We start from the raw sequence: 18,902 nt of genomic DNA, 5'->3' as shown, positions 1-18,902 counted from the left end.
GCGCAGCGGCTCCAAAACGCAAAGAGTGCCCTCGGTGGGATTCGAACCCACACTGTCTGGGTTTTGAGTCCAGTTCCTCTGCCAGTTGGGATACGAGGGCATCGGGACGAGTGTTCCGGCGCGGCTTTCTACCTTAGAGGATGACCCGACGTCGCAGATCGTGGCCGCTACCGCCACAATATCCGCTATGACCGGGTCACCGACCGACGCCCAGAAGTCACGCCGTGTTCTCGTCGCCGAAGACGAGGCGCTGATCCGCATGGATTTGGCCGAGATGCTGCGCGACGAAGGCTACGAGATCGTCGGAGAGGCCGGCGACGGGCAGGAGGCCGTCGATCTTGCCGAGCAGCTCAAGCCCGATCTGGTGATCATGGACGTCAAGATGCCCCGGCGGGACGGCATCGACGCGGCCTCGGAGATCGCCAGCAAGCGCATCGCGCCCATCGTGATCCTGACGGCGTTCAGCCAACGCGAGCTCGTCGAGCGAGCCCGAGACGCCGGCGCGATGGCCTACCTGGTCAAACCGTTCACCGTCACCGACCTCATCCCTGCCATCGAAGTCGCGGTCAGCCGGTTCCGCGAAATCACCGCGCTGGAGGATGAGGTCGCCACCCTGTCGGACCGGCTGGAGACCCGCAAGCTCGTCGAGCGCGCCAAAGGTTTGCTGCAGACCAAGCACCAGATGACCGAACCCGAGGCGTTCAAGTGGATTCAGCGTGCCGCCATGGACCGCCGGACCACCATGAAGCGCGTCGCCGAAGTGGTGCTGGAAAATCTCGACACGCCCGAAGAAGCCCCGCCGGCGACCTGAAAAACCCTGCGTCCCCGGTAAACACTGCGTTTCTGAAGTCGCGGTTTGGCGCATCCCGCAGCTACGAGGCCGCGACGCGTGGGCCAACAGCACGCAGCACGGCCATGCGTTGGCTAAGGTCTTCCCGGGGCATCGGCGCCTACCCGGACCGACCTGGGCTGATGCGATGCCGGCGAGAACTTCGATCGGGAGGTGAAACGTGCGCGGTCGCGTAGCACGAAATGCAGTTGCTATCGGAAGCGCGGGGCTGCTCGCGTTGGCATTAGCCGGCTGCCAACAGTCCGAGCCCGGCGAGGATTCGGGACAGACCGACCTCAAGATCGTCGAGCAGGTGCAGATCGACCAGAACGGCACAGAAGTGCCGCCCGACGAAAGCGCCGCACCTGCCGATCCCGCCGGCGACGGGCAGGCGCAGTGCCCGCCGGTCTCGATCGCCATGGCCGGTGCGCTGAACGGACCGGACGCCGCGCTGGGCATCAACATCAAGAACGGCATTCAGCTGGCGGTCGACAAACACAACGCCGCCAACCCCGGGTGCCAGGTGCAGCTGAAGACCTTCGACACCGAGGGCGACCCGCAGCGAGCCACCCAGATCGCGCCGCAGATCATCAACGACGCCTTCACCATCGGCCTGATCGGCCCGGCCTTCTCCGGTGAGACCATGGCCACCGGCGACGTGTTCAACCAGGCTGGCCTCGTCGCGGCCACGGCCTCGGCCACCAACGTGACGCTGTCGGACAAGGGCTGGCGGACCTTCTTCCGCGGCCTGGGCAACGACGGCGTGCAGGGCCCCGCGGTGGCCAACTACATGAAGAACACCCTCGGCCACCAGAAGGTGTGCGTGGTCGACGACAGCACCGATTACGGTCTCGGCCTGGCCCAGACCGTGCGCGAAACCCTCGGTCCGGTCGCCGACCCGGCCTGCAACATCTCGGTGAAGAAGGGCGACAAGGACTTCTCGGCAGCGGTGACGCAGATCAACGGGGCCAGCCCGGATTCGGTGTTCTTCAGCGGCTACTACGCCGAAGCGTCGCCGTTCGTGCAGCAGCTCAAGGACAGCGGCTTCGCCGGTACCTTTGTCAGCGCCGACGGCGCGAAGGACCCGGAGTTCGTCAAGCAGGCGGGCGACGCGGCGAAGGACGCCATCCTGTCCTGCCCGTGCGGTCCGTCCACGGGCAGCTTCGCCGAGGAGTACCGGCAGAAGTTCAACCAGGAACCGGGCACCTACAGCAGTGAGGGCTACGACCTGGGCACGATTATGCTGAAGGGCATCGACTCCGGCGCCATCACGCGGCCGGCACTGCTGGACTATGTGCGCAACTACGACGGGCGGGGCGTGGCGCGCCAGTACCAGTGGTCACCCACCGGTGAGCTCACCTCCAGCCTGATCTGGATCTACAAGGTCCAGTAACCATCGAGGCGGGACGCGTCCGAGACCTCAAGGCTCGGACGCGTTTTCGCTAGAAGACCGCAGCCGCGAGGAGCCGCCACCGGATGACCGGGACTGTCGCCGAGTGCATTGGCGAGACCGCCTGCCTGGCCGCCAGCATCGGCTTCAACCTCGACGGCCTGCGAGACGGCTTCTGGCAACTGACGATCGACGGCTTGTCGTGGGGCGCCATCTACGCCCTGGTGGCGGTCGGGTACACGCTGGTCTACGGCGTGTTGAAGCTGATCAACTTCGCCCATTCCGAGGTCTTCATGTTCGGCATGTTCGGCGCGTACTTCTGCCTGGACATGATCCTTGGCTTCACCCCGAGCGGTAACACCTACGACAAGGGCATTCCGCTGACAGTGCTGTACCTGGGCATCGCGATGCTGTTCGCGATGATGGTGTCGGCGGGCACCGCCGTCGGGTTGGAGGCGGTCGCATACCGGCCGCTGCGCAACCGCGGGGCCGAACGGCTGTCGTTCCTGATCACCGCGATCGGGATGTCGTTCGTGTTGCAGGAGTTCGTGCACTTCATCCTGCCGAAAATCATCGATGGCTACGGCGGCTCCAACGCGCAGCAGCCGATCAGGCTCGTCGCTCCCGAAACCCAGTTCACCGTGTTCGGCGCCGCGGTCTCCAACATCACGTTGATCATCGTCGTCGCGGCGCTGATCCTGGCGCTGCTGACCGACCTGACGATCAACCAGACCAAGTTCGGGCGCGGAATCCGCGCGGTGGCCCAGGATCCGGACACCGCGACGTTGATGGGCGTCTCCAAGGAACGCGTCATCATGATGACGTTCTTGATCGGCGGCCTGTTGGCGGGGGCGGCGGCGCTGCTGTACACCCTCAAGGTGCCCCAGGGCATCATCTACTCCGGCGGCTTTCTGCTCGGTATCAAGGCGTTCTCCGCCGCGGTGCTCGGCGGCATCGGCAACCTGCGCGGCGCCCTGCTCGGGGGGCTGCTGCTGGGCATCATCGAGAACTACGGGCAGGCCGTGTTCGGCACGCAGTGGCGCGACGTGGTGGCGTTCGTGCTGCTGGTCCTGGTGTTGTTCTTCCGGCCGACCGGGATACTCGGTGAGAGCCTCGGGAAGGCACGAGCATGAGACCCACTCAGAAGCCGTCCTCCGACCGCGGATCGGGGTGGTCCGCCAGGGTGCTGGCGCCCGGAGACGCGTTGCGGCACTGGTGGGATCGGCTCTCGCGCGTACAGAAGTGGGGCTTCGGGATCATCGCCTTCGGATTGCTGGCGTTGTTGCCGCTGTTTCCGCCGCCGTTCCTCGACACTCCGAACATCAGCTTCGGCGGCACCATGGCGCAGTTCGCGATGGTCGCGATCATCGCGATCGGGCTCAACGTCGTGGTCGGCCAGGCCGGCCTGCTCGACCTCGGCTACGTCGGCTTCTACGCCGTCGGCGCCTACACCGTCGCGCTGCTGACCAGCCCGAACAGCCCCTGGAACAAGATGGGCCCCACCGGCTGGCTGCACGAGGACTGGGCCTGGCTGGCCTGTGTGCCGCTGGCGATGGCCATCACCGCGCTGAGCGGGCTGATCCTCGGCACGCCGACGCTTCGGCTCCGCGGCGACTACCTGGCCATCGTCACGCTCGGCTTCGGCGAGATCATCCGGCTGATGGCCGACAACCTGTCCGAGGTGACCAACGGGCCCCGGGGCCTCAACGAGGTCGCCTATCCCCGGGTGGGGGAGAGCGAACGGCTGCCCGACGGCGTGTTCTCCAGCGGCAACTCCGCAGGCGACGCCAACTACGGCACGTGGTGGTTCTGGCTCGGGATCGTCCTCATGGTCGTCATCCTGATGCTGGTCGGCAACCTCGAACGCAGCCGGGTCGGGCGCGCCTGGATCGCCATCCGTGAGGACGAGGACGCCGCGGAGGTCATGGGCGTCAACGCATTCCGCTTCAAGTTGTGGGCTTTTGTGATCGGCGCCGCGATCGGCGGGTTGTCGGGCGCGCTCTACGCCGGGCAGGTGCAGTTCGTCGCACCGCCGACGTTCAACATCATCAACTCGATGCTGTTCCTCTGTGCGGTGGTGCTGGGCGGGCAGGGTAACAAGCTCGGCGTGGTGGTCGGGGCGTTCATCATCGTCTACCTGCCGAACCGGCTGCTCGGCGTCGAGTTCCTCGGGATCAACCTGGGCGACCTGAAATACCTGTTCTTCGGGTTGGCGCTGGTGATACTGATGATCTTCCGCCCCCAAGGGCTGTTCCCCGCCCGTCAGCAACTGCTGGCCTACAGTAAAGCCGCGCGCAACCTGTTGCGCTCGCCGGAGAAGGAGGCGGCGCGGTGACGATCGAGGAACTGGCAGGCGTTCACCGCGATATCCACGCCGCGGAGGGTGAGATCCTCTTGCAGACAAAGGATCTGACCATGAAGTTCGGCGGCCTGGTGGCGCTGGACTCGGTGTCGTTCGACATTCGTCGCGGCGAGATCCTCGGCCTGATCGGACCCAACGGCGCAGGCAAGACCACCTGTTTCAATGCGATCACCGGCGTGTACCGGCCGACGTCGGGCACCGTGCTGTTCGACGGCGCCCCGCTGGGCCGGATCAAACGCCACCAGATCACCCGCCGCGGCATCGCCCGCACCTTCCAGAACATCCGGCTGTGGGGCGAGATGACCGCGCTGGAGAACGTCATGGTCGGCACCGACGCCCGGCACTTCACCTCCGTGCCCGGCGCGCTCGTCCGGAGCCCGCGGCACCGCCGCGAGGAACGCTCGGCGATCGAGAGATCGGCTGCTCTGCTGCATTTCGTGGGGATCGGGCACCGCGGTGAGGAGAAGGCGAAGAACCTGTCCTACGGCGACCAGCGGCGCCTGGAGATCGCGCGTGCGCTGGCCACCGAGCCCAAGCTCCTGTGCCTGGACGAACCGGCCGCGGGATTCAACCCGCGGGAGAAGGCCGCGCTGATCGAGCTGATCCAGAAGATCCGCGACGACGGCTACACCGTGCTGTTGATCGAGCACGACATGCGGCTGGTCATGGGGGTGACGGACCGTATCGTGGTGCTGGAGTTCGGCCGCAAGATCGCCGACGGGCTGCCGAGCGAGATCCGCGAGGACCCCAAGGTCATCGCGGCGTATCTAGGGGTGTCCGATGACGAAATCGAGTGACGACAAGCCGATCGTGCTCGAGCTGCGCGACGTCGTCGTGCAGTACGGCCGCATCCGGGCGCTGCACGGCATCTCGTTGGTGGTCCGCGACGGCGAGCTCGTGACGCTGCTGGGCTCCAACGGCGCGGGCAAAACGACGACGATGCGGGCGATCTCGGGATTGCGGCCGCTCACCTCCGGATCGGTGTGGTTCGACGGCGACGACATCACCAAGCTCAAGGCGCACCTTCGGGTTGCCCGCGGGCTGATCCAGGCGCCGGAGGGCCGCGGGGTGTTTCCGGGCATGACGGTGATCGAAAACCTCGAAATGGGTTGCTACGGACGCAAGTTCGCGTCGCGCGCCGAGCACAGGGAGCGGCTGGACTGGGTGCTGGAGCTGTTTCCGCGGCTCGCCGAGCGCCGCACGCAGGTCGGTGGCACGCTGTCGGGCGGCGAACAGCAGATGCTCGCGATCGGCCGCGCGCTGATGGCCCGGCCCCGGGTGCTGCTGCTCGACGAACCGTCGATGGGGTTGGCGCCGATGGTGATCTCGCAGATCTTCAAGATCATCGCCGACATCAACGCCCAGGGCACCACGGTGCTGCTCGTCGAACAGAACGCGCAACAGGCGCTGAGCCGTTCCGACCGCGCCTACATCCTGGAAACCGGAGAGGTCACCCGGTCGGGAGACGCGCGAGAGTTGTTGGCCGACGACAGTATTCGGGCCGCCTACCTCGGCGTCGCCTGAGCCCGCTTTGCCCGCGAGTCTGCGCACGCTCGCTGCGGCGCTAGTCGATCCGGAAGCGTTTGATCCGCGCCGTCCTACCCGACACCAGCCGCACCCGGCTGGGCGCGACGCCGAGGTGACGCGCCAGCACCTTGACGACGGCCTCGTTGGCCTTGCCGTCGACGGCGCGCTCCTTGACGTAGATCGTCAACGAGCCGTCGTCGCCGGTTTCCACCAACGGTCCCTTTCGGCTGCCCGGCTTGACCCGCACCACGACCGTGCGCGAACTCGCCGCGGAACCCGGTGTGTCGGCCTCAGACACGCACGCTCGCCGAAAGAAGGGGAGGGGGCTATCGGGCGACGATCACCGACGAGCCGTGACCGAACAGGCCCTGGTTCGCGGTGACCCCGACCTTCGCGCCCTCGACCTGTCGACCGGTGGCCTGACCCCGCAGCTGCCAGGTGAGCTCGCAGACCTGCGCGATGGCCTGCGCCGGAATCGCCTCGCCGAAGCACGACAGGCCGCCAGAGGGGTTGACCGGGACCTTGCCGCCGATCGTCGTCGCGCCGCTGCGCAACAACTGTTCGGCCTCACCCTTGGCGCACAGGCCGAGATGCTCGTACCAATCGAGCTCCAGCGCGGTGGACAGGTCGTATACCTCGGCGAGGTTCACGTCCTCGGGACCGATACCGGCCTCGGCGTACGCGGCGTCGAGGATCTGGTCCTTGAACACTCGCTGCGGCGCAGCCACCGCGGCGGTGGAATCCGTTGCGATATCCGGCAATTCGGGAAGGTGCTGGGGATAACGCGGCGTCACCGTGCTCACCGCCCGCACCGACGGTACCCCGTCGAGCGAGCCGAGGTGTTTCTGCGCGAACGCCTTGCTCGCCACGATCAGCGCCGCCGCACCGTCAGACGTCGCACAGATGTCCAGCTGCCGCAGCGGGTCGGCGACCATCGGGCTCGCCAACACATCGTCGACAGCGGATTCCTTGCGGTAGCGCGCATTTGGGTTCTGCAGGCCGTGCCGCGAGTTCTTCACCTTGACCTGGGCGAAATCCTCGGCCGTCGCGCCGTAGAGATCCATTCGGCGACGGGCCAGCAGCGCGAAGTACACCGGGTTCATCGCGCCGATGAGGTGGAAGCGCTGCCAGTCCGGGTCGTTCTTGCGTTCCCCGCCGACGGGTGCGAACGCCCCCTTGGGCGTCGTGTCCGCGCCGACCACCAGTGCGACGTCGCAGAAGCCCGCCAGAATGTGGGCCCGCGCGCTCTGCAGGGCCTGCGAGCCGCTGGCACACGCCGCGTACGACGAGGACACCGGAACGCCGTTCCAGCCGAGCTTCTGGGCGAACGTCGAGCCGGCGATGAAGCCGGGGTAGCCGTTCCGGATGGTGTCGGCGCCCGCCACCATCTGAATCTGCGGCCACTCCAAGCCGGCCTCGGCCAGCGCGGCACGGGCGGCGACCACGCCGTACTCGGTGAAGTCGTTACCCCACTTGCCCCACGGGTGCATGCCCGCGCCGAGGATGTAGAGCGGTTCTGGGCTCATCGGGCGATCCTCCATGCGTACACGACGCGCTCGACGCCGTCATCGTCGACGTACAGGGGCATGGTGGTCAGCTCCATCTCCATGCCCACCTTGAGATGTTCGGCCAACGTGCCTTCCACCACTTTGCCCAAGATGATCATGCCCTCGTCGGCCAGCTGCACGGCCGCGATGGCGAACGGTTCGAACGGGTCGGGCGCCGGATAGGGCGCGGGCGGCGGATAGCGGTTCTCCGTGTAACTCCACAGGGTGCCACGCCGAGACAGCGGCACCTGCGCCAGCTCGTCGCCGTCACATGTGGGGTTCGGGCAATTGTTCGTGCGCGGCGGGAACACATAGGTTCCGCACCGATGGCATTTGCTGCCGATCAGATAGGGGGCGCCGGACTCGTCGGTGGCGAACCACCCGTCGATGGCGGGCTGAGTAGAGGCTGCGGACACGCCGGTCAGCCTACCGACCCCGAGCGGCCAACCTGAAACGTGTTCCAGTTCCGCGCCGGGCCGTTGGCGCGGGGGACGCCGAACGGCGGCCTCGGCGATTCTGCACCGTAAATGCGGGTAATCCAGGTAGCGTCCGCCCATACATCACGATCCGGGGGCGGGCAGATGAGGGCCGGTGAAGCGATGGGGCGTCGTGTCGGAAAGCGAAAAGAGGCGCCGATCTCGTTGCCGTCCGTCGACGCGCGGACCGCAGGACCGATCGACCTCGCAGCATTGGCCGGGCCCTCGACCCGCTCCCGCGGCGCCGAAGATCCGATCTGGCAGCCGATCCACGGCATCTCACTACAGGACTACGCCAGGCTCGCCAGGGAGGCGCAGGCACGCGGGATCGTCGATCAGGCCGGAATGATCCGCGTCGCCAAGGAACTCGGATGGCATCCCGGGGAGACCAAGGCCGCGTTCGACGGCTGGGCGGTGCGCATCGGCCAGTCGGTGGAGGTCGGTCAGCAGTTCCGCATGTTGCTCGGCTTCTGAGCTTCTGAGCTTCTGAGGGCTTTCGAGGGTGCCTACTGCTTGTCACACGCGGTGCATAGAGTAAGGCCGTGAGCCCAACCAGCACCGCCACCGACAAGAAGACCGGTTCGGCTCCTGCCGCCGAACAGAAGCCGACACTGATGCTGCTGGACGGCAATTCGCTGGCATACCGGGCGTTTTACGCGCTGCCCGCGGAGAACTTCAAGACCAGGGGCGGGCTGACCACCAACGCGGTGTACGGCTTCACCGCGATGCTGATCAACCTGCTTCGCGACGAACAACCCACCCACATCGCGGCGGCGTTCGACGTGTCGCGGCAGACGTTTCGGGCCGACAAGTACCCCGAGTACAAGGCCGGCCGGTCAAAGACGCCCGATGAGTTTCGCGGCCAGATCGACATCACCAAGGAGGTGCTCGGCGCGCTCGGCATCACCGTGCTGGCCGAACCCGGTTACGAAGCCGACGACATCATCGCCACCCTGGCCACCCAGGCCGAGGAAGCCGGATACCGCGTGCTCGTCGTCACCGGCGACCGTGACTCACTGCAGCTGGTCAGCGACAACGTCACGGTGCTGTACCCGCGCAAGGGAGTCAGCGAGCTCACCCGATTCACACCGGAGGGCGTGCGCGAGAAGTACGGGCTGACCCCGCAGCAGTACCCGGACTTCGCGGCGCTGCGCGGCGATCCCAGCGACAACCTGCCGGGTATTCCCGGCGTCGGGGAGAAGACGGCGACGAAGTGGATCGCCGAATACGGTTCGCTGCAAGGGCTGGTCGACAACGTCGACGCCGTGAAGGGCAAGGTCGGCGACGCGCTGCGGGCCAACCTGTCCAGCGTGGTGCTCAACCGGGAGCTGACCGACCTGGTCAAGGACGTGCCGCTGGCGCAGACCCCCGACACGCTGCGCATGCAGCCGTGGAACCGGGACCAGATCCACCGGCTGTTCGACGATCTCGAGTTCCGGGTGCTGCGCGACCGGTTGTTCGAGACGCTGGCATCCGCAGATCCCGAGGTCGACCAGGGCTTCGAGGTCCGCGGCGGGGCGCTCGAACCGGGCGAACTGGCCACCTGGCTGACCGAACACAGCCTGGGTAAGCGGTTCGGGCTGGCCGTGGTGGGCACGCATAAGGCCTTCGACAGCGACGCCACCGCGCTGGCCATCGTCGCCCCCGACGGCGACGGACGCTACATCGACACCGCCACGCTGACACCCGAAGACGAAGCTGCACTGGCGTCCTGGCTGGCCGACCCCGGCGTGCCCAAGGCGCTGCACGAGGCCAAGCTCGCGATGCACGATCTGGAAGGCCGCGGCTGGAAACTCGCGGGCGTCACGTCGGACACCGCGCTTGCCGCCTACCTCGTGCGCCCCGGGCAGCGCAGCTTCACACTCGACGACCTGTCGCTGCGGTACTTGAAGCGCGAGCTACGCGCGGAAAACCCTGAGCAGCAGCAACTTTCGTTACTTGACGACGGCGACGGCCCTGACGACCAGGCGGTCCAGACGCTGATCCTGCGGGCGAGCGCGGTGATGGATCTCGCCGACGCGCTCGACGAGGAGCTCGCACGGATCGACTCGCTGGCACTGCTGAGCAACATGGAACTTCCGGTGCAGCGGGTGCTGGCCGAAATGGAGACCGCTGGCATCGCCGTCGACCTGGACCGGCTCGGCGAGCTGCAAAGCGACTTCGCCGACCACATTCGTGATGCGGCGGAGGCCGCGTACGCGGTGATCGGCAAGCAGATCAACCTCGGCTCGCCCAAACAGCTGCAGGTGGTGCTGTTCGACGAGCTGGAGATGCCGAAGACCAAGCGCACCAAGACCGGGTACACCACCGACGCCGACGCGCTGCAGAGCCTTTTCGAGAAGACCGGCCACCCCTTCCTGCAGCATCTGCTGGCCCACCGCGACGCCACCCGACTGAAGGTCACCGTCGACGGACTGCTGAACGCGGTGGCCTCCGATGGACGCATCCACACCACGTTCAACCAGACCATCGCCGCCACCGGCCGGTTGTCGTCGACGGATCCCAACCTGCAGAACATCCCGATCCGCACCGAGGCGGGCAGGCGCATCCGCGACGCGTTCGTCGTCGGCAACGGTTTCGCGGAGCTGATGACGGCGGACTACAGCCAGATCGAGATGCGCATCATGGCGCACCTGTCCAAGGACGAGGGCCTGATCGAGGCGTTTCGCACCGGCGAGGACCTGCACTCGTTCGTGGCGTCGCGCGCGTTCGACGTGCCGATCGACGAGGTCACGCCGGAGCTGCGGCGCCGGGTCAAGGCGATGTCCTACGGCCTGGCCTACGGCTTGAGCGCCTACGGGTTGGCCGCTCAGCTCAAGATCTCCACCGAGGAAGCCAAGGTGCAGATGGAGCAGTACTTCGACCGGTTCGGCGGCATCCGCGACTACCTGCGCGACGTCGTCGACCAGGCCCGTAAGGATGGCTTCACCTCCACGGTGTTCGGCCGGCGGCGGTATCTGCCGGAACTGGACAGCAGCAACCGGCAGGTCCGCGAGGCCGCGGAACGCGCCGCGCTCAACGCTCCGATCCAGGGCAGCGCCGCCGACATCATCAAGAAGGCGATGATCAACGTCGACAAGGTGCTCAAGGACACCGGGTTGCAGTCGCGGATGCTGCTGCAAGTGCACGACGAGCTGCTGTTCGAGGTGGCACCGGACGAGCGCGACACCCTGGAGAAGCTGGTCCGCGAACAGATGGGCAGCGCCCATCCGTTGGATGTTCCGCTGGAGATCTCGGTCGGGTTCGGCCGGACGTGGGACTCGGCGGCCCACTAACGCCTGAGACTCATGGATACCGCACCGACTGACCAGCAGATTCGATTTCTGGCTCGGCTGGGCTCGGCCATGGGCGCGGCAAACTACCCGGTCACCCTGATCCGGCAGATGCTCGAGCGCGCGTCCGCCGCCTACAGCGTGCCCAACGACTTCCTGGCCCTACCCAACACCGTGCAGGTCGTCGGCCCGGCCACCGGCTCGGGGACGACGATGAAATCGGCGCACCTGGACACCGATCTGCGGTTCGATCAGACTTTCCCGCTGGCGCGGCTGGTGTCGGCCACCATGCGTGGCCACGTCGATCCGGCCGAGGGCAACACCAGGCTGGACGACATTCTGGCGATGCCCGCCCGCTATCCCGAGTGGGTGACCGTGCTCGGCTACGGCGTGTGGAGCGCGGGCCTCGGGCTGGTGTTGGAACCGACGCCGCTGAACCTGCTGGGTGCCACCGTACTGGGGCTGATGGTGGGTCTCATCGCCGTTGTGGGGCGACGATTCGGTGTCGGCGCCCAGCTGGTCCCGGTGATCAGCGCCTTCACTGTGGCCACGGTCAGCATCGCCGTGGCCGAACACCTCGGCCTCGACCACATCGGTCTGCGCGCCCTGATTCCCCCGCTGGCGATGTTCCTGCCCGGTGCCGCCATCACGCTGGCGGTCATCGAGCTCACCTCGCGCGACACGATCTCCGGATCCAGTCGTCTGGTCAGCGGCTTCATCCAGCTGGCACAGCTGGTCTTCGGCATCCTGATCGCCGTGCAACTGCTCGGCGAGGACACCGCCAACCTCACCTCCAGTCCGCTGAACAAGCTGGGTCCGTGGGCGCCGTGGGTGGGGGTGGCGGTGTATGCGGTCGGGGTCATGCTGTTCCTCGGCCCGCCGATGTCGTTCTTCCCGTGGCTGCTGTTCGTCGCCTACGCCGCGTATATCGCCCAGTACCTGGGTGATCTTCTGCTGGGCAGCTACGCCAGCGGGTTCTGCGGTGGTCTGGTGTTGACTCTCGGCGCGTTGACGCTGTCCCGCCGGCCCACGGCGCCGCCTGCGATCACGATGATCCTGCCCGGGTTCTGGCTGTTGGTGCCGGGTTCGATGGGGCTGATCGGAATTGCCGAGTTGTTCGGCGCCGACGGTGACTCCGCCCTCGGCGTCACGTTCATCTCGATGTTCTCGGTGGCCATCGGCCTGCAGACCGGTTTCGTGCTGTGGCAGATGATCCGGCGCCGCCACAGCTGACCGGGTTTGTCCAGCGTGGAGTCAGTCGAGTACCCTCGACGGGTACTCGTCCATGGGTTTTGCGCATTGGCTTACGGATGATCCGTGGCGGGTATTACAGATAACTCAACGTCCTAGTCCCTACGACCAAACTTGTCCGGAGCAACCCACCACATGCCAAGTCCCTCCGTCACCTCGCCCCAAGTAGCCGTCAACGACATCGGCTCGAGCGAGGACTTTCTCGCCGCCATCGACAAAACCATCAAATACTTCAACGATGGCGACATCGTCGAAGGGACGATCGTCAAGGTTGACCGCGACGAAGTCCTGCTCGACATCGGTTACAAAACCGAAGGCGTCATCCCGTCCCGTGAACTTTCCATCAAGCACGACGTCGACCCCAACGAGGTCGTTTCCGTGGGCGATGAGGTCGAAGCCCTGGTCCTCACCAAGGAGGACAAGGAAGGCCGGTTGATCCTGTCCAAGAAGCGCGCTCAGTACGAGCGTGCCTGGGGCACCATCGAAGAGCTCAAAGAGAAGGACGAGGCCGTCAAGGGCATCGTCATCGAGGTCGTCAAGGGCGGCCTGATCCTCGACATCGGCCTGCGCGGCTTCCTGCCGGCCTCGCTGGTCGAGATGCGCCGGGTTCGCGATCTGCAGCCGTATATCGGCCGAGAGATCGAGGCCAAGATCATCGAGCTGGACAAGAACCGCAACAACGTGGTGCTGAGCCGCCGCGCCTGGCTGGAGCAGACCCAGTCCGAGGTGCGCAGCGAGTTCCTCAACCAGCTGCAGAAGGGCGCCATCCGCAAGGGCGTGGTCAGCAGCATCGTCAACTTCGGCGCGTTCGTCGACCTCGGCGGTGTGGACGGCCTGGTGCACGTCTCCGAGCTGTCCTGGAAGCACATCGACCACCCATCCGAGGTGGTCCAGGTGGGCGACGAGGTCACCGTCGAGGTGCTCGACGTCGACATGGACCGCGAGCGGGTTTCGTTGTCGCTGAAGGCGACCCAGGAAGATCCGTGGCGTCACTTCGCCCGCACCCACGCGATCGGCCAGATCGTGCCCGGCAAGGTCACCAAGCTGGTGCCGTTCGGTGCGTTCGTGCGCGTCGAGGAGGGCATCGAGGGCCTGGTGCACATCTCCGAGCTGTCCGAACGCCACGTCGAGGTGCCCGACCAGGTGGTGCAGGTCGGCGACGACGCGATGGTCAAGGTCATCGACATCGACCTGGAGCGTCGCCGGATCTCCCTGAGCCTCAAGCAGGCCAACGAGGACTACCTCGAAGAGTTCGACCCGAGCAAGTACGGCATGGCCGACAGCTACGACGAGCAGGGCAACTACATCTTCCCCGAGGGCTTCGATCCCGAGACCAACGAATGGCTCGAGGGTTTCGAGAAGCAGCGTGAGGAGTGGGAGGCCCGCTACGCCGAGGCCGAGCGCAGGCACAAGATGCACACCGCGCAGATGGAGAAGTTCGCCGCTGCCGAGGCGGAGGAGGCGGCCAACCCGTCGGCCGCCAACGGCACCTCGCGCGGCGAGGATGCTCCTGCCGGCGGCTCGCTGGCCAGCGACGAGCAACTCGCGGCGCTGCGGGAGAAGCTCGCCGGCTCCGCCTGACGCGGTAGCTCCCCAGCGATGCTGCGCATCGGTCTGACCGGCGGGATCGGCGCCGGCAAGTCAACGGTGTCCGCTGTGTTCAGCGAGTGCGGCGGCGTCATCGTCGACGGTGACGTCATCGCGAGGGAAGTGGTCGAGCCCGGTACGGAGGGGCTCAAGCAGCTGGTCGAGGCGTTCGGCGAGGACATCCTGTTGCCCCACGGCGCCCTGAACCGGCCCGCGCTGGCCGCCAAGGCGTTTCGGGACGACAAATCCCGCGCGCTGTTGAACGAGATCGTGCATCCGCTTGTCGGAAAGCGGCGCGAGGAGATCATCGCCGCGGTGTCGGAGGACACCGTGGTGGTGGAGGACATCCCTCTGCTGGTGGAGACCGGCATGGCGCCGTTGTTCCCGCTGGTCGTCGTGGTCACCGCCCCTGTGGAGACACGGGTGGCCCGGTTGATCAAGCGGGGCATGGATGAAGCCGATGCCCGCGCGCGCATTGCCGCGCAGGCGACCGAAGAGCAACGCCGCGCGATCGCCGATGTGCTGCTTGACAACTCGGGTTCGCAGGGCGAGCTCGTCGAGAAGGCCCGCGATCTCTGGTACAACCGCGTGCTGCCCCTCGCGCACAACATTCGTACGCGGACGTGCGCCAAACTCGCCCGCGAGCTCACGCCGTACCGTCCGACATGGCCCGAGGATGCGGCACGGATCATCAAGCGCGTCGAAATGGCTGGTGGTGCAAAGGTTTTACGCGTCGACCACATCGGCTCCACGGCGGTGGTGGGGATGGACGCCAAGGACGTCATCGATGTCCAGGCCACCGTCGCCTCGCTCGAGGACGCCGACGCTCTTGCCGAGCCGCTGGCCGGGGTGGGCTTCCCGCGCCGGGACGACATCACCGCCGATGTGGCGCACACCGACGACCCGCGGGTATGGCGCAAACGACTGCACTGCGCCGCCGATCCCGGCAGGCCCGCCAACATCCACATCCGCGTCGACGGCTGGCCGAACCAGCAGTTCGCGCTGCTGTTCACGGACTGGCTGCGCGCCAATCCCGGTGTGCGAGAAGAGTATCTGAAGGCCAAGCGGCACGCCTTGTCGACCGTGGACTACGTGCAGGCCAAGGAACCGTGGTTTCTCGACGCCTATCGGCGCGCCTGGGAGTGGGCCTCCACCACCGGGTGGCGCGCCTAGCCCCTCAGGTCAGCGGCGGCGGTTCGACCTGCGGGGGAGCGTGCCCGTCGACTGGTGGCGGTGCGTTCGGGTCGACGGGCACCGTGTTCGCTACGCCGCTCACCGGCGCTTCGCAGACCAGCGCGCCATAGTCGGGATCGTCGCGCTGGGGCAGCACCGTCGGCCCGATGAAATCATCGGCCTGTGCGGCGATCTGATCGTCGACCAGAATCTCGCAGTGCAGGTTCGCCGAGTACGGCCACTCGATCGCGACGCGCATCCTTGCCGTGCTCGACTCGGCCAGGACGGTGTTCACCTCGAAAACCCGCCCCGGCACCATGGTCGGATCGGCGGACTGGATCTGGTTGCCCTGGGCGGTGTAGGTGATCGTGGCCCCGCGGGACACCCCGTCGATGCGGGCGCGGTAGATGATGTTGTGCAGCACCTCGGCTTCGGTCTGCGCAGGTTGCTCCTGGGTCTGGAGATCGTCGTCGGGCTGGGCGTGCGCCGCGGCCGGCATCACCTGCACGCCGGCGAGCACGCCCGCAACGGCGGCCGCGGCCGTCCACCTGCGCCTGGTGGGGCTCATGCGACGAGAGACTACCGTCCGGTCGGGCCCGGCCAAACTCGGTTCTATGGACATCACTATCAAGATCGGTGCGCGACGACCGACCGTTACGCGTCCCGCCAGGTGAGGGTCATGCCGTGACCGGCGAGCCACCGGTTGAGGTCGTAGTCGTGCCTGGCGAGGCCGTCGATCGCGGACACGGCGGTGGCGACCGCCCGTTCGGCGCCCTCGGGGGTCAACAGGCCGTGGCGGACCGCGGTCAGTAACTCGTCGACGTCGCAGAGCTCGACACCGCGGCCGGTGCGCAGCACGAGATCCAGATAGTGGTCTTCGGTGTGCCAGGCCGTCGGTCCGGTCCTGATATGGACGACGTCGAGGTAGAAGTCCTGGTCGCGGTGGTGGCCGGGGTTGAAGTGGAACACCGTGGCCCGCAAACCCAGCGACGGCAGCAGCCACGACTCCAGATAGTGGAACTGCACGCGGCCCGGCGTGGGCCTGGCCATGTAGAGACCCCAGGGCTGAACGGTGTAGACGTCGACCACCCGCACGATGCCTTTCGGGTCGGTGTTGGTGCGGGCGACCAGATCGAACGTCTCGTGTTTGGGAGCGTGGATGGGCTCAGCCTACTGTGGCGCCGCGACCGCGTGAGCCGCCGGAACAGAATCTGTCGGTGGCTGGTTCTAGTCTGGTGAATTATGGCCTTCGCGACCGAGCGCCCGGTGGTGGCGCATTCCGAGTACCGACCAGCCGTCGATGCCGTGGACGGTCTGGTGCGCGCGGGCGGTCGGTTCGAGGTGGTCAGCCCGTACTCGCCGGCGGGCGACCAGCCGGCCGCCATCGACGAGCTCGAGCGCCGGATCAAGGCCGGTGAGCGCGACGTGGTCCTGCTGGGTGCCACCGGAACCGGCAAATCGGCGACGACGGCGTGGCTGATCGAACGGGTGCAGCGGCCCACCCTGGTGATGGAGCCGAACAAGACACTGGCGGCCCAGATGGCCAACGAGTTGCGGGAAATGTTGCCGCACAACGCGGTTGAGTACTTCGTCTCGTACTACGACTACTACCAGCCCGAGGCGTACATCGCGCAGACCGACACCTACATCGAGAAGGACAGCTCGATCAACGACGATGTCGAGCGGCTGCGGCACTCCGCCACCTCGGCGCTGCTGTCGCGTCGCGACGTGGTCGTGGTGGCGTCGGTGTCGTGCATCTACGGCCTGGGCACACCGCAGTCCTACCTGGACCGCAGCGTCCAGATCAACGTGGGCGACGAGGTGCCCCGCGACGCGCTGCTGCGGCTGCTGGTCGACGTCCAGTACACCCGCAACGACACGGCGTTCACCCGCGGGTCGTTCCGGGTGCGCGGCGACACCGTCGAGATCATCCCCAGCTACGAAGAGCTCGCCGTCCGCATCGAGTTCTTCGGCGACGAGGTCGAAGAGCTCTACTACCTGCATCCGCTGACCGGCGATGTCGTTCGCAAGGTCGATTCGCTGCGGATCTTCCCGGCCACCCACTACGTGGCCGGCCCCGAGCGGATGGCGCACGCGATCTCCACGATCGAGCAGGAGCTGGAGGAGCGGCTGGCGGAACTGGAGGGGCAGGGCAAGCTGCTCGAGGCGCAGCGGCTGCGGATGCGAACCAACTACGACATCGAGATGATGCGTCAGGTCGGGTTCTGCTCCGGCATCGAGAACTACTCGCGCCACATCGACGGCCGACCACCGGGCTCGGCGCCCGCAACGCTCCTGGACTACTTTCCGGAAGACTTTCTGCTCGTCATCGACGAGTCACACGTCACGGTGCCGCAGATCGGCGGCATGTATGAAGGCGACATCTCCCGCAAGCGCAACCTCGTCGACTTCGGGTTCCGGCTGCCCTCCGCCGTCGACAACCGGCCGCTGACCTGGGAGGAGTTTGCCGACCGGATCGGGCAGACGGTGTACCTGTCGGCCACACCGGGCCCGTACGAGCTGAGCCAGTCCCGCGGCGAGGTGGTCGAGCAGGTGATCCGCCCGACCGGCCTGGTCGACCCGAAGGTCGTCGTTAAACCGACGAAAGGCCAGATCGACGACCTGATCGGCGAGATCCGGCAACGCACCGAACGTGACGAGCGGGCGCTGGTCACCACGCTGACAAAGAAGATGGCCGAGGATCTCACCGACTACCTGCTCGAGATGGGGATCCGGGTGCGCTACCTGCACTCCGAGGTGGACACGTTGCGCCGTGTCGAGCTGTTGCGGCAGTTGCGGCTGGGGGACTTCGACGTGCTGGTCGGTATCAACCTGCTGCGCGAGGGGCTGGACCTGCCCGAGGTGTCACTGGTGGCGATCCTCGACGCCGACAAGGAAGGGTTCCTGCGGTCCACGCGCAGCCTGATCCAGACCATCGGGCGCGCTGCCCGCAACGTCTCCGGCGAAGTGCACATGTACGCCGACAACATCACCGACTCGATGCGGGAGGCCATCGACGAGACCGAGCGGCGCCGCGCCAAGCAGATCGCCTACAACGAGGCCAACGGCATCGACCCGAAACCGCTGCGTAAGAAGATCGCCGACATCCTCGACCAGGTCTATCGCGAGGCCGACGACATCGAGATCGGCGGGTCGGGCCGCAACGCGTCCCGCGGCCGTCGCGCGCAGGGAGAGCCCGGCCGGGCCGTCAGCGCCGGCATCATCGAGGGCCGCGACACCACGAACATGCCGCGCGCCGAGCTCGCGGATCTGATCAGGGAACTGACCGAGCAGATGATGGCCGCTGCGCGGGATCTGCAGTTCGAGCTCGCCGCGCGCATCCGCGACGAGATCGCCGACCTGAAGAAGGAACTCCGCGGCATGGACGCCGCCGGGCTCAAGTAGCCCGTCCGCGCGGCGGGCGATCAGGTGACGCAAGTCCCTCGAGCGGTCGACCTTCGGCCCTGTGCCCGGGATGCGGCGCGGTG

17 protein-coding genes and 1 tRNA gene are annotated in these 18,902 nt (G+C 66.7%); 12 read left to right on the top strand and 6 right to left on the bottom strand.

Annotated elements, in window-relative coordinates:
* Nucleotides 1-26 precede the first annotated feature (26 nt).
* A tRNA-Leu gene (locus G6N28_RS24735) sits at nt 27-100 on the bottom strand.
* Between the two features lie 87 nt (nt 101-187).
* Between G6N28_RS24735 and G6N28_RS24730 the strand changes: the two genes are divergently transcribed.
* From G6N28_RS24730 to G6N28_RS24705, 6 genes are all read left to right on the top strand, one after another.
* On the top strand, nt 188-811 hold the full coding sequence (locus G6N28_RS24730) for a two-component system response regulator PdtaR (protein ID WP_163904979.1): 624 nt from the start codon (nt 188-190) through the stop codon (nt 809-811).
* A gap of 199 nt (nt 812-1,010) precedes the next feature.
* Nucleotides 1,011-2,222: a branched-chain amino acid ABC transporter substrate-binding protein gene (locus G6N28_RS24725; RefSeq protein WP_163904977.1), complete on the top strand. Its 1,212-nt coding sequence runs from the start codon at nt 1,011-1,013 to the stop codon at nt 2,220-2,222.
* Between the two features lie 83 nt (nt 2,223-2,305).
* Entirely contained in the window at nt 2,306-3,352 is a 1,047-nt protein-coding gene (locus tag G6N28_RS24720) for a branched-chain amino acid ABC transporter permease (protein WP_163904975.1), read from the top strand.
* A complete protein-coding gene (locus G6N28_RS24715; RefSeq protein ID WP_163904973.1) occupies nt 3,349-4,554 on the top strand; it encodes a branched-chain amino acid ABC transporter permease in 1,206 nt (401 codons plus the stop codon). The genes G6N28_RS24720 and G6N28_RS24715 overlap by 4 nt, the downstream gene beginning before the upstream one ends.
* Complete coding sequence (locus G6N28_RS24710) at nt 4,551-5,378, top strand: ABC transporter ATP-binding protein (RefSeq protein ID WP_163904971.1); 828 nt, start codon at nt 4,551-4,553, stop codon at nt 5,376-5,378. The genes G6N28_RS24715 and G6N28_RS24710 overlap by 4 nt, the downstream gene beginning before the upstream one ends.
* Entirely contained in the window at nt 5,362-6,105 is a 744-nt protein-coding gene (locus tag G6N28_RS24705; RefSeq protein WP_163904969.1) for an ABC transporter ATP-binding protein, read from the top strand. The genes G6N28_RS24710 and G6N28_RS24705 overlap by 17 nt, the downstream gene beginning before the upstream one ends.
* Nucleotides 6,106-6,145: 40 nt before the next feature.
* Here the strand turns inward: G6N28_RS24705 and G6N28_RS24700 are convergent, their stop codons facing one another.
* From G6N28_RS24700 to G6N28_RS24690, 3 genes are read right to left on the bottom strand one after another with little or no spacing between them, the layout of a single operon-like run.
* Entirely contained in the window at nt 6,146-6,406 is a 261-nt protein-coding gene (locus G6N28_RS24700; protein WP_163904967.1) for a DUF167 domain-containing protein, read from the bottom strand.
* 28 nt (nt 6,407-6,434) lie between these two features.
* Entirely contained in the window at nt 6,435-7,634 is a 1,200-nt protein-coding gene (locus G6N28_RS24695) for a lipid-transfer protein (RefSeq protein ID WP_163904964.1), read from the bottom strand.
* Nucleotides 7,631-8,071 (bottom strand): Zn-ribbon domain-containing OB-fold protein, encoded by a 441-nt coding sequence (locus G6N28_RS24690; protein WP_170307917.1) that lies wholly within the window; start codon nt 8,069-8,071, stop codon nt 7,631-7,633. Before G6N28_RS24690 ends, G6N28_RS24695 begins: the two co-directional genes overlap by 4 nt.
* 165 nt (nt 8,072-8,236) lie before the next feature.
* Here G6N28_RS24690 and G6N28_RS24685 point away from each other — a divergent pair, with 165 nt between their 5' ends.
* From G6N28_RS24685 to coaE, 5 genes are all read left to right on the top strand, one after another.
* Entirely contained in the window at nt 8,237-8,605 is a 369-nt protein-coding gene (locus G6N28_RS24685) for a hypothetical protein (RefSeq protein WP_235674686.1), read from the top strand.
* A gap of 68 nt (nt 8,606-8,673) precedes the next feature.
* The gene (gene polA, locus G6N28_RS24680; RefSeq protein WP_163904960.1) at nt 8,674-11,406 is read left to right on the top strand and encodes a DNA polymerase I; all 2,733 of its coding nucleotides are present in this window, start codon (nt 8,674-8,676) and stop codon (nt 11,404-11,406) included.
* Nucleotides 11,407-11,418: 12 nt separating this feature from the next.
* A complete protein-coding gene (locus G6N28_RS24675) occupies nt 11,419-12,636 on the top strand; it encodes a threonine/serine exporter family protein (RefSeq protein ID WP_163904958.1) in 1,218 nt (405 codons plus the stop codon).
* A gap of 153 nt (nt 12,637-12,789) precedes the next feature.
* Entirely contained in the window at nt 12,790-14,235 is a 1,446-nt protein-coding gene (gene rpsA / locus G6N28_RS24670; protein ID WP_163904956.1) for a 30S ribosomal protein S1, read from the top strand.
* A gap of 18 nt (nt 14,236-14,253) precedes the next feature.
* Nucleotides 14,254-15,414, top strand: coding sequence for a dephospho-CoA kinase (coaE, locus tag G6N28_RS24665; RefSeq protein WP_163904954.1), 1,161 nt, complete (start codon nt 14,254-14,256; stop codon nt 15,412-15,414).
* Nucleotides 15,415-15,418: 4 nt separating this feature from the next.
* Here the strand turns inward: coaE and G6N28_RS24660 are convergent, their stop codons facing one another.
* The gene (locus tag G6N28_RS24660; protein ID WP_163904952.1) at nt 15,419-15,982 is read right to left on the bottom strand and encodes a hypothetical protein; all 564 of its coding nucleotides are present in this window, start codon (nt 15,980-15,982) and stop codon (nt 15,419-15,421) included.
* Nucleotides 15,983-16,068: 86 nt separating this feature from the next.
* Nucleotides 16,069-16,575 (bottom strand): ribonuclease FAU-1 family protein, encoded by a 507-nt coding sequence (locus G6N28_RS24655; RefSeq protein WP_179962236.1) that lies wholly within the window; start codon nt 16,573-16,575, stop codon nt 16,069-16,071.
* A gap of 81 nt (nt 16,576-16,656) precedes the next feature.
* Here G6N28_RS24655 and uvrB point away from each other — a divergent pair, with 81 nt between their 5' ends.
* Nucleotides 16,657-18,819 carry an excinuclease ABC subunit UvrB gene (uvrB, locus tag G6N28_RS24650; protein WP_163904950.1) on the top strand — a complete coding sequence of 721 codons (2,163 nt, stop codon included), beginning with the start codon at nt 16,657-16,659 and terminating at the stop codon, nt 18,817-18,819.
* Nucleotides 18,820-18,902 lie beyond the last annotated feature (83 nt).

Source organism: Mycolicibacterium pulveris, assembly GCF_010725725.1.
Lineage (GTDB): Bacteria > Actinomycetota > Actinomycetes > Mycobacteriales > Mycobacteriaceae > Mycobacterium > Mycobacterium pulveris.
Note: the sequence above shows the minus strand (reverse complement) of the source record. Positions and strands in the feature narration are given on the sequence as shown.

What these genes read in the sequence shown, in the direction of transcription:
- G6N28_RS24730 (WP_163904979.1), top strand. Translation starts at nt 188, where the DNA reads ATGACCGGGTCACCGACCGACGCCCAGAAGTCACGCCGTGTTCTCGTC.
- G6N28_RS24720 (WP_163904975.1), top strand. Translation starts at nt 2,306, where the DNA reads ATGACCGGGACTGTCGCCGAGTGCATTGGCGAGACCGCCTGCCTGGCC.
- G6N28_RS24715 (WP_163904973.1), top strand. Translation starts at nt 3,349, where the DNA reads ATGAGACCCACTCAGAAGCCGTCCTCCGACCGCGGATCGGGGTGGTCC.
- G6N28_RS24705 (WP_163904969.1), top strand. Translation starts at nt 5,362, where the DNA reads ATGACGAAATCGAGTGACGACAAGCCGATCGTGCTCGAGCTGCGCGAC.
- G6N28_RS24695 (WP_163904964.1), bottom strand. Translation starts at nt 7,634, where the DNA reads ATGAGCCCAGAACCGCTCTACATCCTCGGCGCGGGCATGCACCCGTGG.
- G6N28_RS24685 (WP_235674686.1), top strand. Translation starts at nt 8,237, where the DNA reads ATGAGGGCCGGTGAAGCGATGGGGCGTCGTGTCGGAAAGCGAAAAGAG.
- G6N28_RS24675 (WP_163904958.1), top strand. Translation starts at nt 11,419, where the DNA reads ATGGATACCGCACCGACTGACCAGCAGATTCGATTTCTGGCTCGGCTG.
- rpsA (WP_163904956.1), top strand. Translation starts at nt 12,790, where the DNA reads ATGCCAAGTCCCTCCGTCACCTCGCCCCAAGTAGCCGTCAACGACATC.
- coaE (WP_163904954.1), top strand. Translation starts at nt 14,254, where the DNA reads ATGCTGCGCATCGGTCTGACCGGCGGGATCGGCGCCGGCAAGTCAACG.
- G6N28_RS24660 (WP_163904952.1), bottom strand. Translation starts at nt 15,982, where the DNA reads ATGAGCCCCACCAGGCGCAGGTGGACGGCCGCGGCCGCCGTTGCGGGC.
- uvrB (WP_163904950.1), top strand. Translation starts at nt 16,657, where the DNA reads ATGGCCTTCGCGACCGAGCGCCCGGTGGTGGCGCATTCCGAGTACCGA.